This is a genomic window from Candidatus Acidulodesulfobacterium sp. H_13 (assembly GCF_048541835.1).
Classification (GTDB): Bacteria; SZUA-79; SZUA-79; order Acidulodesulfobacterales; family Acidulodesulfobacteraceae; genus QIJE01.
The window spans coordinates 187,127-202,260 of the sequence record NZ_JBLEOY010000002.1 but is presented as its reverse complement, the minus strand read 5'-3'; the positions used below and the strand labels follow the sequence as shown (position 1 = coordinate 202,260).

The window sequence follows — 15,134 nt, the reverse complement described above, 5'->3', positions numbered from 1 at the left end:
AATCTACTTATGTCCACTTACAATGAGACAATTTTTATGATATAATTTTTTGATAAATGCTATATTTTGCAGTTAATAGAAAATAAAAAATTTGCGGGAGGCGAAAAAATGAAAATTGATTTTATCGCATCAAAAAGCGGGCAATTCAAAAAATTAACATTTTACGGCCAAAGCCCATGGTTGGATAATATTTCGAGATGTATGATAAATTCGGGCGAGCTTGAAAAATTGATCCAAAATGGCGTAATAACGGGAATAACATCCAACCCTTCAATATTCGAAAAAGCTATTAACTCCGAAAAATGCGGCTATCCCGAAGCAATTAAAAGCCTTTTGCAAAAAAACTTAACACCCTTTCAAATATACGATGCAATCACTAGAGATGATATAAAATCTACAGCCCTTCTTCTTAAACCGGTTTATGAAAAATCCGGTGGCCGAGACGGATTTGTCAGCATTGAAGTTGCGCCGAATATTGCTACAAACGTTTCTACGTCAATAAGCGAGGCACAGAGAATATTTTCTCTCATAGACGAAAAAAACGTACTTATAAAAATACCTGCCACCAATGAGGGACTTGAGGTTATTTCCGCCCTTATATCCCAGGGCATAAACGTAAACGCAACACTGATGTTTTCACGTAACCACTATATAGCGGTTTCAAATGCATACATCGGGGGGCTCAAAAAGGCTCTTGAGTCCGGCTTGAATTTAAGGGATATTCACTCGGTTGCAAGCATTTTCATCAGTAGGGTAGATACGTATGTAGATAAACTGCTGAATGAATTAATAACCGGCACGGACGCCTCATCCGCAAAAAAAGAAAAGATCATAAATTTAAGAGGAAAGGCTGCCGTTGCTAATTCCAAGATAATTTTTAATAAATATAAAGAAACTTTTAGCGGTGCCGAATTCACAACCTTGAAAGCGGAAGGTGCTACCAGGCAACGTCTTTTGTTTGCCAGCACAAGTACGAAAGACCCTTCATATTACGACTTAAAATATGTCGAACCGTTAATAGGCAGGAATACCGTAAGCACGCTCCCCGATGAAACAATCGAACATATTGCGGACCATGGCAAATTATCTCCGGATACTGTATCGCAAGAACTTGAAAATTCAAACAAGATAATAGCCGAACTGTCCGAATTAGGAATAGATTTAGATGAAGTGGGCGAAAAATTGCAAGAAGACGGCGTAAAATCTTTTGAAAATTCCTATGATAAACTTCTCGATTCTATCAAAAATATTTCAAGAAACATATAACCGTCATTTCGGTTATTGCAACACAATTAAATATATAATAATGCAGGAGGAAATTAATATTATGAATATCAAAAGGACATTCGACAGAAACAGTCTTACGGAAGAAGAAATAGAATTTCTGAAAAGTTTTACTAAAAAATGCCGGGGCGATATATTGAGAATGACCACCCTTGCGACTTCGGGGCATCCCGGGGGCTCTATGTCCTCTATCGATATTTATGCTATTTTGTACGGATTTTGCAACGTATATCCCTCCGATCCTTTTAATCCCGAAAGAGATAGGATCGTTATAAGCCACGGGCATACGACTCCGGGAGTATACTCCGCCCTCGGAAATTACGGATTTTTTGACATAAAAGATGCCGTATTGAACTTTAGGACGGCGGGCTCTCCATTCGAAGGCCATGTGGAAAAATCGGTGCCGGGGATAGAATGGAACACCGGAAATCTCGGACAAGGACTCTCCGCAGCCTGCGGATTTGCATTAAACTCCCGTTTAAATAAACTTGATTATAACATTTACTGCGTTATGGGAGATGGGGAACAGGCAAAGGGTCAAATAGGAGAAGCGAGAAGGTTTGCGGTAAAATATAAATTAAATAATTTAACCGTGATAGTAGATAAAAACGGATTACAAATAGGCGGCAAAACATCCGAAGTAATGCCGGATAACATAAAGGGAAATTTCGAAGCCGACGGATTTCATGCTATAGAAATAGATGGCCATGACTTTAATGAAATATATTCCGCAGTAAAAAAAGCTCATACTGTAAATTCTCCGGTCGTCATTATCGCAAATACGATTATGGGCAAGGGCGTTTCGTTTATGGAAAATCAGGCCAAATATCATGGCTCTACTTTAAACACGGAAGATTGTAAAAAAGCCCTAAACGAACTCGGCGAACGAGACGATATAGATGAACTCATAAACGAAAAAAAGCTGAATAAACCAATAAAATCGTTGAATAAAAGAACCGATAAACGCTTTGCTTTAGAACCGGATAACAGAAATATAATCTACACAAGGGATAAAAACACAGACAACCGCTCCGCGTTCGGCAACGCCCTTTTTGACATAGCAAAAAATTATGAGAAAAAAACCGATTCGCAGCATATACCCTTTGCAGTTTTTGATTGCGATCTTGAGGGATCGGTCAAGACCGGCGCTTTTAGAAAAGAATTTTCGGATAATTTTTTTGAATCCGGTATAGAGGAACATAATACTGCCGTGATATCCGGGGCATTATCATCCGAAAGCATACTCACGTTTTTTGCCGATTTCGGGGTTTTTGGAGTAGATGAAGTTTACAACCAGCAACGGCTAAACGACATAAATAATTCGAACCTGAAAGTGGTGTGTACTCATTGCGGCATAGACGTGGGGGAAGACGGAAAAACTCATCAGTGCATAGACTATTTCGGTATTATTAATTCTACATTCGGATTCAAAGTCATGATTCCGGCAGACCCCAATCAAACGGATAAAGCGGTGAGATACATTGCCTCTCATAAGGGCAATTTTGTTTTGATAATGGGAAGGTCGGTTATTCCGGTTATTTTAAATGAAGAGGGCCAGCCCTTTTTTGGCGAAAATTATGAATTCAAATACGGAAAAATGGACACCGTGAGGAAAGGAAACGATTTGACGATTATATCAACCGGAAATATGCTTACTCATGCGTTAAAAGGATTTGAAATGCTTAAGAAAGACGGCATAAACCCGACGCTTGTCAATATCTCTTGTCCTAGCGACATCGACGTAGAAGATTTAAAGTCGGCTGCAAAAACCGGTCTTATAATCACGATAGAAGACCATAACGTAAAAACCGGAGTAGGCACCGCTATAGGAACCCTTATTGCCGAAAACGGTATTAACGTAAAATTCAGAAAATTAGGCGCCACATCCTACAATTCTTCCGGAAAATCAAATGAGCTATACAAATTAGCGGGGCTATCGCCTCAGGATTTATATAATGCGGCTAAAAAGGAAATATAAAATAAAGATTTAGTTTTCAGTTATTGTTCCAAACTCTGCCGTCGGCGTTAATTAGTCTATCCGCTTTTTTTGGTCCCCAAGAGTTGGCTTCGTAGTTTGGAAATGCCGGCGTATCTATTTTACGCCATCCATTTATTATGGACGTAATAAATTGCCATGCTATCAGCGTGCTGTCGTATCTTGCAAAGAGCGTCTGGTCGCCTATGATTATATCGTAAATTAGCCTCTCATATGCATCGGGAGGAGATAATTTGAATGAAGACTTATAATTAAATACCATACTTACCGGCTCTATATCCATTTCAAAACCAGGCATCTTAGCACCGAAATTTATTACAATCCCCTCATTTGGCTGAATGGTAATGATTATGGAATTTTGTTTAATCTTTTCTACACCGTCTCTTCCGTAAAGGCTATAAGGTAGTTTTTTAAAATAAACGACTATCTCGGTCTTATGTTTTTTCAATCGTTTACCCGATCTCAAATAAAAAGGTACCCCTGCCCATCTATAATTATCTATGAAAAGTTTTAACGCAACATAAGTATCGGTAATCGTATCCTTAGGCATCCCCGCCTCTTCCTTATAACTAACCACCGGTTTATTGCAGACTTCTCCCCTATCGTACTGCCCTCTAATCACAAAATTTTTTACATCGTTTAGACTGTAAGGTCTTATGCTTTTCAATAACTTCGCTTTTTCGTTTCGTATATCGTCGGCATCGAAAATAGCCGGAGGTTCTATGGCAACGGCTGATAACAGCTGCATCATATGATTCTGCATCATATCTCTTATAACACCGGATTCGTCGAAATATCCCGACCTGGAACCCACTCCTATAGACTCCAACGCGGATATCTGAATATGATCTATATATTTATTGTTCCAAATAGGCTCAAAAATAGCGTTGGCAAATCTGAAAGCAAATATATTCTGAACGGTTTCTTTCCCGAGATAATGGTCTATCCTATAAACCTCTTTTTCTTTAAACACGGAAAGAATTTCGCTGTTTAAGCTTTTTGCGCTATCATAATCATATCCGAAAGGCTTTTCTACAACAAGCTTTGAAAACCCGCCCTTTTTAAAATTATCGGCAGTGAGGTTTGCATTCTTAATCCCGTCTATCACGTTAACATAAATACTCGGGGGGATAGAAAGATAATAGACTATATTCTTCGGTATCTTATACTCTAATGCCTTAGCTTCAACAAATTTACCCAACTTTTCATAACTGGCTTTATCGTCATATTTTGATTTCAGATAGAATATATGCTTAGAAAAATTAAGAAAATCATTTTCGTTCACGGGTTTTTTTCTACAATTTACGTTTAAAGCATCTAAAATCGTTTTACGAAAAGTTTCATCGTCCATTCCCGTTCTGGCAAATCCTATAATAAAAAAACTATCCGGAAAAAAACCTTCGCTCCACAAAGCATATAATGCCGGAAATATTTTAATATGTGCCAAATCCCCGCTTGCACCGAATATAACAATGATAGAAGGATCTAATTCCCCCATCTTACCCTCCTTTTTTTAAGATTTTTCTAAAATTACCCTTGACGGAGCCCCGTCGGAATTTTTAATCTTAATCGGAAGAGCAATCAAGTTATACTCGCCCGGCTTGACGTTGAAAAGATTTAAACCCTCTATTACAACAACCCCGGCGCCCAAAAGCGTTTTATGCGTATCATGACCTATATGATAACCCTCTATGGAAAGATAATCGATGCCGACTAAGGCTATATCGTTATCAACTAAATAAGATGCCGCATCCGCGCCGACGTAAACATAATCCTGATGAAAATTATTATCTTTATTGCTTATCCATGAAGAATTCTTAGTCTTAAAAAGCACTCTCTCACCCGCTTTTATATCGTAAGGCAAAAGAAATTCTTTAGATATCACTTTTACGGAATTACCAACTTCTATAACCCTGCATCGCCCTATTAACGTATTTATATTCAGCTTATCTATCCCTATTCCGCTTTCTACAAAATGATGCGGGGCATCTATGTGAGTTCCGGTATGCGTCCCGCAGGTAATTTCACTATTATTGGCACTATCCCCGTTTTTAATATTCGAGAAGTGCTTGACCGTAACGCCGGGATCGGCCGGCCAGTGAAGCATGCCGCCTTCTATATCCATACTTACATCGATAAACATTTCGGTTACCTCTTATTACTTATTATATAATGCGAACATTAAATAAAATTTACTTATGAATCGGGTGTCCGCCGAACTGATGCCTTAATGCGGCTAACATCCTTGCGGCAAACGAGTTTTCCTGTCTCGACCTGAACCTCATAAACACCGCATCGGCTATAACCGGGGCAGGAACCGCTCTATCTATCGCCTCCTTAAGCGTCCATCTTCCTTCGCCGGAATCATCTACTATGGGCTTTAAGTTGTCAAGCTCCGGATCGCCCTTGAGCGCATTATAGGCAAGCTCCAAAAGCCATGAACGAATAACGGATGAATGGTCCCAGAGAAAAGCAACCTTTTCTAAATCAACGTCAAAATCGGAAGTCTTCATTATTTCAAATCCTTCCGCATAAGCCTCCATCATTCCATATTCTATAGCGTTGTGAACCATTTTTACAAAATGTCCCGACCCGTATTTTCCCGTATGCAAATAGCCGTCTTTAGGCGCAAGCGTTTTAAAAATAGGCTCGCACCGATCGAATGCATCATCATCACCCCCGATCATAACGCAATAACCCTCTTTTAATCCCCAGATACCGCCGCTTGTCCCACAATCCAAAAATTTGGCTCCTTTTTTGCTGCAGGTTTCGTATCTTCTAACGGAATCTTTATAGTATGAGTTGCCTCCATCTATTATTACATCGTTTTCCCGGACATATTTTAATACCTCATTTAGCATATCGTCGGTGGGTTCTCCACTCGGAACCATTAGCCATATAACCCTTGGAGGTGCAAGTTTTTCTATTAATTCTTTAACGGAATTCGACCCTATGGCGCCTTTATTAATCACATTTTTTTCTTTAGAGATAGTTCTGTTAAAAACTACCACCCTGTGCCCGCCTTCGAGAAGTCTAAAAACCATATTCATTCCCATTTTGCCCAATCCGATCATTCCTAATTCCATTTTTTGCACCCCCTATTTTTTCAAGGTTTAATTATTTTATATGCTCAACTATGTATTATACCGCTATTTAGGTACTGAATCAACACTGCCAACGGGATTACCTGCCATACTTTTTCCTACTTCCCTTATAACGTCTAAAGGAACTGGTATTATCATCGTGGTATTATTTGTAGAGGAAATTTCATTTAATGTTTGCAGATAGCGAAGTTGAAGCGCCATAGGATTTTCCGCTATAATTTTTGCTGCGTCACTTAAGCGTTGAGATGCCTGGAATTCACCATCGGCGTTAATTATTTTCGCTCTCCTATCCCTTTCTGCCTCTGCCTGTCTCGCCATTGCCCTTTGCATATCTTGCGGAAGATCTATCTGTTTAAGTTCTACCACGGTGACCTTAACACCCCATGGACCGGTATGCTTATCTAATATATCCTGAATTTCCATATTAATGTTTTCTCTTTCCGACAAAAGCTTGTCGAGTTCTCCCTCGCCGCATACGCTCCTTAAGGTAGTTTGAGCAAGCTGCGATACCGCATAATTAAAGTCCTCAACCTTAACTATCGCATTCAGCGGATCGACAATTTTGTAATATACCACCGCACTAATTTTAAGCGTTACGTTATCCTTCGTAATGACATCCTGAGGCTGAACATCAAGGGTAATTATCCTTAACGTCACCTTTGTCATTCTATCGATAATAGGCCACAAGAGTATCATACCCGGACCCTTAACCTTAAACGCCCTACCCATTCTAAAAATGACGGCTCTATCGTATTCTTTTATTACTCTCACAGCATTTAAAATTATAATAATCGCGACAATTATTATAATAGCAAAAAAAACGGCATCGAAACTCATATAACCTCCAGATTGAACGATTAAAAAATTCTTAATCGTTGCATATTATATATTATTTTTGAAAGGCTTAACCTTAAGCCTTAACCTATTATCTGCATCTGTTATTATCACCTTTGAATTCTTTAGTATTTCATAATCGGAAAAAGCGGTCCATAGTTCACCGTTAACAAGCACTTTCCCTTCACCCTCCGGTTTGATATCTCGGGTGACCTCTCCGACTTCATTTAACAGAGCGGTCATGCCTACTTTTGCCCTTAACATATGCGCCCTATATCCGAGATAAGCTGAAACCGATACGAATATCGTCAGGGTGACATAGGTCGGCAGGACGATTCTTACAAAAAAACCGGGGACGTTAGGCATGACATAGAAGAGGAGTATCGAGCCTATGATAAAAAAAATAGCCCCTGAAGCAGTAAAAATGCCGTAACTCATTGCAAAAAAATCTACAACAACGAATATAAAAGCAAAAAATATTAAGATATCGGCAAAATAGACCATAAATTCAAATTTTAGAGCATAAATTTCTTATTTTTTTCATATCTTCCCAGGCTTGCCTTTTAGCGCTCTGATTTCTTAACAAATAAGAGGGGTGATATGTCGGTATGACGGTAATGCCGTTATAATCAAACTCCTTACCCCTTACTGCTGATATAGTTCCCTTATCCGTTCCTATAATAAATTCCGTAGAAAATTTGCCGAGGGTGCAAATTATTTTTGGTTTAATTATGGTTATTTGCTCTCTTAAGAAGGGGGCACATGCGGCTATCTCATCCTTTAGCGGATTTCTATTTTCCGGAGGCCTGCATTTAATTATATTTGCTATATAAACATCTTCCCTCTTCATGTCTATGGATTCTATGATTTTTGTTAAAAGCCGTCCCGCTCTGCCCACAAACGGTCTTCCCGTATTGTCTTCCTCGGCGCCGGGGGCTTCTCCTATAAACATCAATCTGCTTTCCGGGTCGCCTTCTCCAAAAACTATATTTTTTCTCGTTTTATTCAGTTCGCATTTTATACAGCCGTTTACATCGGATTCATTTAAATCCATCAATCTCTCCGTTCTTGAATCAGCCTTATTTTTATTTATCATTTTATTATTTATCCTAAACGATTCTAAATCGGGCAAAAACCTTTTGTTAGATACGACGGACATCACGGTAAAATATCCCTTATAGCGGGATATAAAAGACTTAACGTCTTTAAGAAACCGTTCTATCTCCGAACCATCATCGTCTATGCCGTTTGTTAACATATAATCATAGATATTCAAAAACTCAATCCCAAATTAAAAGCCTTTAAATTATTGTCGGCGCTTTTACCCTCCAATAAAATATTCTCTATCGTTTTCGGAGATATAGGAATATCCGTCTTTGCAAACAAGATACCTAAGGCAATTATATTTCTTTGGGTAAGCGAGTTGAAATTATCGGTAGAAATTTTATCCAAATCATAAAAAAATATATTTTTGGTGATCTTTTTAAGTTCTGCTACTATAAAGGAAATATCAGGGTATGAAGCCTGCCCCATCCTGACGCTTACAGGAATGTAAGGCCTTTCGTTAAAAATTACGATCGAGTTCTCGTTCAGATAGCGCGCTCCCCTCAGTGTTTCTATTGGTTCCAAAGATATCAAGACATTCGCTCCGCCCGCCTCTATCATCGGGGAATGCATATTTCTTTTTGAATCATTAGGCTCCGACTCGTTCTCATAAAAAATATATTTAACAAATGTCTCGACATAACCTTCACGTTGCGCTCCCCCTCTTCTTTCCGAGCCGGATACGTCCTGCGAATCCGAATTCAACGCCGCATTCTTCAGCACCGTTCCCATCGTTATAATACCCTGACCGCCAAGACCTATTATTGCAATATTAAATCTCTTCATTTAGGCATTAATCCCTAATAATCCGTTAACTTCTTTTCCGCTTATTTTTTTACTTAAATTCGATTTTAAAGCAAATTCTACTTTACGTATAGCACTGTTGGGGCACACCTCGTAACAGACTCCGCATTTTACGCAAGAAACGGGGTCAATATAATAATATTCCCTGCTTTCACCCTCATCTTTTTTAAGAATAATGGCCGGGCATGCAAGTTCTACAAAACACTCGTCGCATTTTACACATCTTAATTTTTGAATCTCATAAAAGGATGAGGGGGCTTTCACAGTCGCCGTGTCCTTTTTCTTTAAAAGCTTATTTCTTCTAATCTCTTGAAGAATACATTCTCTTTTGGCGATCAGTACCTTAACTCCCTGTTCCTTCAATGCACTTTTTACCTGCGAAGCAAACCTTTTTACGCTATTAGGGTCAAGACTTTTAATATAAGTTACTCCCAAAGATTTTATTAATTCCTTCAAATTTAACGGATTGGGATAAGGTGTGCCGTCCACATCCCTTTGAGTGGAAGGCGTTTTTTGGTGCCCGGTCATAGCGGTCCAGCTGTTATCAAAAATAATATAGAGAATATTTGCACCATTTTGAACGGCATTAAGCAAAACAGGTATGCCGGAATGGTAAAAAGTTGAATCGCCGACAAGCGCTATAATCTTTTTCTTTTTATCAAAAATACTTATTGCCTGACCGATTCCTAAACCGGCATTCATACAGGTAAGAAAATCCATCGCATTATACGGCGGCAGAAGACCGAGGGTATAGCACCCGATATCTCCGGCTATAACTACATCCCTTTCTTTTGCTTCGGTATTTGAAAAACCTGCCGCTTTAAGAATAGAATAAAATGCAGCTCGATGAGAGCACCCTATACAAAATGTTCCCGATCTTGGAGGCAGTATCTCCTGCAATTCTTTATCTCTTTTAACGGCAAAATCAAAAAAAACAGGAAGGGGTTTTTTCAAAAATTTACCTACACCGGATATAACGTCGTCTAAGGTTAGCTCACCCGTCTGCTTAAATATATCCTTACCATGAATTACACCCTTAAAACCCAGCTCATAAGCTATTTTCTTAATCTGAAACTCTAAAAAACCCTCTGCTTCTTCAACAATTACAACCTCGTCAAGTCCGTCAAAAAAATTATTTAAAAGTTCATTCGATATCGGAAAAGTGAAGCCTAATTTTAATATCCTATGGTCATAAATATTTAGAACATCCATAGCTTCCATTAAATGAGCATAAATGACGCCGGAGGATATAAAACCGATTTTTGACGAATTTTCATTAATAATTTTATTAAAACGGGATTCCGCAAGATAATTCTTTAACAGCTCATTTCGATTTAAATACTTAGCATGGTTTTTTACTGCCATATTAAAAAGGTTCAGGTAATTTTCGGGGTCTTTTGTGAAATTTCCGCTAATGTTTCTATCCCTCAAATCTCCGAAATAAAGTACCCCCGCGTTATGGCATAACCTTGATGAGGCTATCAATACGATTCCGAAAGAAAACTCTTCCGATATATCGAAAGCGTCCCTCGTAAAATCCTTTGCCTCTTGAATATTCGACGGCTCCATTATGGGCATGTAAGTATGCATGCTGTACCATCTGTCATCCTGTTCATTTGAACTGCTCGTTGCACCGGGATCCGACCCTACAGCGATGACAAGACCGGCCTTCACACCGGTATAGGATAAAAATTGTGCAGGCTCGCTCGCAACGTTAAGCCCTACGTTTTTCATGGCACAAAGCGCCCTCACGCCGGACCATGAAGCCCCCACGGCGCCGTGAAGAGAAATATGCTCATTTAAGCTAAATTCCGTATATAAATCTTTTATATTTCCTTTATTTTTGTCAAGTGCTGCGATAATTTCCGACGCAGGAGTACCCGGATACATAGAAGCATAACCAACGCCTGCCTCTAATGCCCCGCGAGCTATGGCCTCATTTCCAAGCATTATGCCCTTATCGCCGGCGGTTCCGTCAATAAATAAATTGCTTTTATTCATATCCCGTTTTTTTCAAAATATTGCGTAAATATATTCGACTTTTCGCTTACGACTTTTACTATAATTCCGTCTATATTCAAATCCTCATTACTTTTTATAAAATCATCCAACGGATATTTTATATCCGACTCTCTAATGTATAAAAAAACTTCCTTATTCTCAGATTTGATGTAGTTAATCATATTCACATCCGGATTTTCGCCGGCATAACTTACTATCAGCCTATCCACGCCCGTCTTGATAAGTTTCTTGGCCTTCAGTCCATCGGCAAGAGCGGACGCCCCTATGACTACCCCAAGATTAAAAAAATCAAGACCGTCGACGCCGTGCAGACTATTCATAAAATCCCTCTTTAGTATCAAAGCCAAACCAAAAACATCTATATCGTAAACAGGCTTGGCGGACTTAAACATCGTTTTTAAGGGGTGCAAACCCTCCGAAACAATGATATCCTTAACGCCTATCCGCTTGAGGGTCATGAGATCGGATACTATAGATATTCTATTCTTATCCCTCATATTAAATGCATACGCCGTATTGAGATTTTCATATCTATCCTTCAAATCTTTACACAATATTAAGGTGTTTATTCCAAAATTCTGTTCCAAAACTACCGAAGGCAAACCCTCCGGCCTGCCAAGCCCGCTTAGACCGGACTTTTTCATTCCGTTTATTATTTTGATTAAACTTTCTTCAAAACTCGCATAGCTTTCACTTGCGGGGGTTTCTATCTGCGGTATTATTCTCATAAGAGTTGGTATAAATAATAGTACTTATATTTTTATTTGTTTTAATAATAAGCCGTAATCTCTCGGGGCAAATACCCGATTCAAATTTTCTTCTTCCGAATATTCAGACAGCAATTTATACGACTTCATAAATACGCATTCACTATCCTCATAGACCTCGCAATGAACACCGTTATGTCCCTCGCAGGGACCGTTTAGCAAGCCCTTTGGGCATAGTGTAATAGTGCATACGCCACCGGTAAAATTAAGCCTGCATTCATCGCATCCGCTGCACAAGGCATTATATTTACCTATATGCTCCGTTTGGGCAATATACCTGCTGTCGGTACCGGATATAACCTTTTTTCCTACAAATTCGCCTATAGTTTGAACGCCCGTACCACATGACAAAACCACTACGGCTTCGGTATCGTCCATTTCATCCTCTACGAAACGAATATCCTCCCTCAGAACCCTTTTATCGCAAGGCTCGTCTATGGAGATAGTGAATGTAACCTCCTTTTCAGAGGCCGTTAAATGCCTCTCCATTTCTTTAACTTCCCTACTCCCGCCCGTCAAGCAAACGGAAGCACAGGAAGCGCAACCTACGATTCCAATCTTTTTATATTTATTTAATGCTTCGTCTATCTCTTTTAAATCCTTCTTCTCGGTTAAAAACATAGCGTACAATCCTTATAACTGAATTTAATTTAAGGCATGCCGGTCAATCTTATTTTAACAAATTTGATCGTTTTACCCCTATGAATCTTAAGAACAATAATTTGTCCCGGCGTAAATGTATTGATAAGCTCTTCAAGACGAGAAAACGAATATACCTTGTTGCCATTTATTCTTGTTATGATGTCTCCGCCCACTATGTAGGTAATATTTTTCATCGCGATTATTCTGCTACCTGCTCTGAGACCCGACCTGAAAGCCGGACTTTTGGGGAAGACCTTTTCTATTAAAAGCCCTCTCTTAACATATTTAATGCCTAAAAGAACGGAGAGACTTCCGGTTAGCTTTATCGCCTCTATACCGAGCCAAGGTTTTATCACTCTTCCATATCGTATAAGTTCCGGAATATCCTTTTTTGCAAGATTTATAGGGATGGCAAAGCCGATATTCTGAGCATGATCTGCAAGTTTTGCGGTATTTATACCGATAACTTCACCGTTGTAGTCCACTAACGGTCCTCCGGAGTTACCGAAATTAATTGCCGCATCGGTCTGTATTATATTTCTATAAAACCTAGCGGAAGGAAGGAAAAGCGACCTTTTGAGACCGCTGATAATTCCCGTAGTGACGGTTTGATAAAGGTCGTAAGGATTACCTATCGCCATAACCCTCTCTCCAACCTCTAAATTGTCAGAATTCCCTAAAATTACGGGATTTATGACTTTTCCGTTCGGATCGATATGAATAACCGCTATATCCGATGTAGGATCGGTTCCTACTACATTTGCCGGTATGTTTTTATACTTCAAGAAGCTTATATAGATCTTGCCGGCATTTCCGACAACATGAAAATTAGTGAGTATATCTCCGTTTTTATTTATGAAAAATCCGGTCCCTATGTCTTCTTCCGGCATTAAAGCGCCGTTTTTAAGCCTTGTAACCCCCAGTACCTTAATATGCACGATACTCGGCTTAAGTTTGCTGAAAAGACGCTCGATAATCGACCCGCTTTTACTTATTCCCGTATAACCGGCATATGCGTACGGCTGCCAAAATGAGAAAAAAACAGAAAAAGATACGAGAAATATTCCGGCAAGTATAGCAATATAATGACTACGCAGTCTCCTAAAGGACATTCTTTGCCTCCATCCGCTGCTTCGCCTGATGCATAAATGCCTCTAATCTCAGCATTAGACTTGTGCTTTCCTGCCCGTCAAACCATAAATTTATCCAAGGAAAGTTACCGAGGTCCTCCTTGAATCTTTTAGAAATGGTTTGAACTATCGAACCCGGCATACAATGAAACGGATGAATACTGACGACACCTGAACAACCCTTTTTTGCAAAATCGATCGACTCGCCAACGGTTAAAATTGCTTCCCCGCCAAGAGATAAATCTAAATATTTCTTAGAATAGGAAAGTATATCTTTTATATTGGTCTCTTTGTGGTTTCTAAGCAAACTCTTGAAGGGTTTGAATATATTTGATTCATCCTTTTTCTGATAAAAATTTACAAGAAAACTCAAAAAAATATCCTTTACTTTCTTATTCCTAAAAGCCCTGACCGCATATTCATGAGTAGTAAACGTTATCCACTTATAAGCCGGAACAACGGAAACTTCCCCGCCGAGAGATTCTATTTTTTCTATGGTTAAATTATTAGTAAATTTATTTAATCTTAAAAATATTTCGCCGACAATGCCTATAATGGGTTTGTTTTCGTCTTTCCTGGGGATTTTTTCAAACTTTTTGGCGCACATTCCCATGGTATCATAAATATCCTTCCCATTTTCTAATGCATCTACTACTGACTTAATGCATTCTTTATAAACCGCAACAGTGTCTCCCTTATTTAACTCATAAGGTCTGACCCTATAAAGCGCTTTTTCTAAAGTATCTATGGTAACACAACCCCCCCAGGCTGCTTTTCTAAAAAGAGTCGCCTTATCCCCCACAAAATCCGTATAGGATTTTTGAGCGCTCGGCACTAAAAATTCAACCTCTTTATAGCCCATATTATTCAACACTAACTCGTGAAGCCTGTTATACTGACCGAATTTGCACGGACCAGGTGATGTAGGCATAAAAAATACAGATTTTTTAGCATCGAAACCCGGTTTCTCAATAACCTTAACAATATCGCCGGTAGTCACGAAACAGGGCATGCATTCATTGCCGTTAGTAAATTTAAGTCCGAAATCAAGAGTTGATTTGTTGGGTTCATCCATAACCTCGGAATCTACCCCGCATCTTCTGAATGCAGCGCTTAAGCCGTAAGCCGTATCCGTCATGTAAGGTATGTAAACCTTTTTATCTAAAATACTTGGGTTGGTGTGGTGCATAAAGCCTCCGCATATTCACACAATTTAGCGATCTAATTTTATTTATTCTTCACTAATTATATCATATATTTTTATACTATAACAACTTAACAAAGTCAATAAAACAAGTAAGAAGTAATAAAAATAGAGAATAGATTCGGTACCAGGTATCAAGTTTTACGCAATTTAGAGATAATAAAAATCAATACGGGCGCTCATTAAAAGAATATATCGATAAATTAAGGGCTTACGGCAACCCCTCCCCCCTATCACATTTCT

General features: G+C 39.0%; 14 protein-coding genes. 2 read left to right on the top strand and 12 right to left on the bottom strand.

Features of this window, described 5'->3' with window-relative positions:
* The first annotated feature begins 108 nt into the window (after positions 1 to 108).
* The gene (gene tal / locus ACMCNP_RS05515) at positions 109 to 1,266 is read left to right on the top strand and encodes a transaldolase (protein WP_419314921.1); all 1,158 of its coding nucleotides are present in this window, start codon (positions 109 to 111) and stop codon (positions 1,264 to 1,266) included.
* Positions 1,267 to 1,327: 61 nt separating this feature from the next.
* On the top strand, positions 1,328 to 3,262 hold the full coding sequence (locus tag ACMCNP_RS05510) for a transketolase (RefSeq protein ID WP_419314918.1): 1,935 nt from the start codon (positions 1,328 to 1,330) through the stop codon (positions 3,260 to 3,262).
* 16 nt (positions 3,263 to 3,278) lie between these two features.
* Here ACMCNP_RS05510 and zwf read toward each other — a convergent pair whose 3' ends face one another.
* The 12 genes from zwf to ACMCNP_RS05450 all read right to left on the bottom strand — a co-directional run bounded on the left by zwf (position 3,279) and on the right by ACMCNP_RS05450 (position 14,876).
* Positions 3,279 to 4,778, bottom strand: a complete 1,500-nt coding sequence (zwf, locus tag ACMCNP_RS05505) for a glucose-6-phosphate dehydrogenase (protein ID WP_419314916.1) — start codon at positions 4,776 to 4,778, stop codon at positions 3,279 to 3,281.
* A 15-nt stretch (positions 4,779 to 4,793) separates the two neighbouring features.
* The gene (locus tag ACMCNP_RS05500; protein ID WP_419314913.1) at positions 4,794 to 5,423 is read right to left on the bottom strand and encodes a cyclase family protein; all 630 of its coding nucleotides are present in this window, start codon (positions 5,421 to 5,423) and stop codon (positions 4,794 to 4,796) included.
* 49 nt (positions 5,424 to 5,472) lie between these two features.
* Entirely contained in the window at positions 5,473 to 6,366 is an 894-nt protein-coding gene (gnd, locus tag ACMCNP_RS05495) for a phosphogluconate dehydrogenase (NAD(+)-dependent, decarboxylating) (protein ID WP_419314910.1), read from the bottom strand.
* 63 nt (positions 6,367 to 6,429) lie between these two features.
* On the bottom strand, positions 6,430 to 7,221 hold the full coding sequence (locus ACMCNP_RS05490; RefSeq protein ID WP_419314906.1) for a slipin family protein: 792 nt from the start codon (positions 7,219 to 7,221) through the stop codon (positions 6,430 to 6,432).
* Positions 7,222 to 7,266: 45 nt separating this feature from the next.
* Entirely contained in the window at positions 7,267 to 7,722 is a 456-nt protein-coding gene (locus ACMCNP_RS05485; protein WP_419314903.1) for an NfeD family protein, read from the bottom strand.
* 4 nt (positions 7,723 to 7,726) lie between these two features.
* The gene (locus tag ACMCNP_RS05480) at positions 7,727 to 8,494 is read right to left on the bottom strand and encodes a uracil-DNA glycosylase (RefSeq protein WP_419314900.1); all 768 of its coding nucleotides are present in this window, start codon (positions 8,492 to 8,494) and stop codon (positions 7,727 to 7,729) included.
* Positions 8,491 to 9,108, bottom strand: coding sequence for a 2-oxoacid:acceptor oxidoreductase family protein (locus ACMCNP_RS05475; protein ID WP_419314898.1), 618 nt, complete (start codon positions 9,106 to 9,108; stop codon positions 8,491 to 8,493). The genes ACMCNP_RS05480 and ACMCNP_RS05475 overlap by 4 nt, the downstream gene beginning before the upstream one ends.
* Positions 9,109 to 11,127: a thiamine pyrophosphate-dependent enzyme gene (locus ACMCNP_RS05470; protein WP_419314895.1), complete on the bottom strand. Its 2,019-nt coding sequence runs from the start codon at positions 11,125 to 11,127 to the stop codon at positions 9,109 to 9,111.
* Positions 11,124 to 11,876 (bottom strand): hypothetical protein, encoded by a 753-nt coding sequence (locus tag ACMCNP_RS05465; RefSeq protein WP_419314893.1) that lies wholly within the window; start codon positions 11,874 to 11,876, stop codon positions 11,124 to 11,126. Before ACMCNP_RS05465 ends, ACMCNP_RS05470 begins: the two co-directional genes overlap by 4 nt.
* Positions 11,877 to 11,900: 24 nt before the next feature.
* Positions 11,901 to 12,536: a methylenetetrahydrofolate reductase C-terminal domain-containing protein gene (locus ACMCNP_RS05460; RefSeq protein WP_419314891.1), complete on the bottom strand. Its 636-nt coding sequence runs from the start codon at positions 12,534 to 12,536 to the stop codon at positions 11,901 to 11,903.
* Positions 12,537 to 12,565: 29 nt separating this feature from the next.
* Entirely contained in the window at positions 12,566 to 13,669 is a 1,104-nt protein-coding gene (locus ACMCNP_RS05455; RefSeq protein WP_419314887.1) for a S1C family serine protease, read from the bottom strand.
* Positions 13,659 to 14,876, bottom strand: coding sequence for a hypothetical protein (locus tag ACMCNP_RS05450; RefSeq protein WP_419314885.1), 1,218 nt, complete (start codon positions 14,874 to 14,876; stop codon positions 13,659 to 13,661). Before ACMCNP_RS05450 ends, ACMCNP_RS05455 begins: the two co-directional genes overlap by 11 nt.
* Positions 14,877 to 15,134: the final 258 nt, after the last annotated feature.

Bases quoted from the DNA above. Each gene is read 5' to 3' on its own strand.
- tal (WP_419314921.1), top strand. From the start codon at position 109: ATGAAAATTGATTTTATCGCATCAAAAAGCGGGCAATTCAAAAAATTA.
- ACMCNP_RS05510 (WP_419314918.1), top strand. From the start codon at position 1,328: ATGAATATCAAAAGGACATTCGACAGAAACAGTCTTACGGAAGAAGAA.
- zwf (WP_419314916.1), bottom strand. From the start codon at position 4,778: ATGGGGGAATTAGATCCTTCTATCATTGTTATATTCGGTGCAAGCGGG.
- ACMCNP_RS05500 (WP_419314913.1), bottom strand. From the start codon at position 5,423: ATGTTTATCGATGTAAGTATGGATATAGAAGGCGGCATGCTTCACTGG.
- gnd (WP_419314910.1), bottom strand. From the start codon at position 6,366: ATGGAATTAGGAATGATCGGATTGGGCAAAATGGGAATGAATATGGTT.
- ACMCNP_RS05490 (WP_419314906.1), bottom strand. From the start codon at position 7,221: ATGAGTTTCGATGCCGTTTTTTTTGCTATTATAATAATTGTCGCGATT.
- ACMCNP_RS05485 (WP_419314903.1), bottom strand. From the start codon at position 7,722: ATGGTCTATTTTGCCGATATCTTAATATTTTTTGCTTTTATATTCGTT.
- ACMCNP_RS05475 (WP_419314898.1), bottom strand. From the start codon at position 9,108: ATGAAGAGATTTAATATTGCAATAATAGGTCTTGGCGGTCAGGGTATT.
- ACMCNP_RS05470 (WP_419314895.1), bottom strand. From the start codon at position 11,127: ATGAATAAAAGCAATTTATTTATTGACGGAACCGCCGGCGATAAGGGC.
- ACMCNP_RS05465 (WP_419314893.1), bottom strand. From the start codon at position 11,876: ATGAGAATAATACCGCAGATAGAAACCCCCGCAAGTGAAAGCTATGCG.
- ACMCNP_RS05460 (WP_419314891.1), bottom strand. From the start codon at position 12,536: ATGTTTTTAACCGAGAAGAAGGATTTAAAAGAGATAGACGAAGCATTA.
- ACMCNP_RS05455 (WP_419314887.1), bottom strand. From the start codon at position 13,669: ATGTCCTTTAGGAGACTGCGTAGTCATTATATTGCTATACTTGCCGGA.
- ACMCNP_RS05450 (WP_419314885.1), bottom strand. From the start codon at position 14,876: ATGCACCACACCAACCCAAGTATTTTAGATAAAAAGGTTTACATACCT.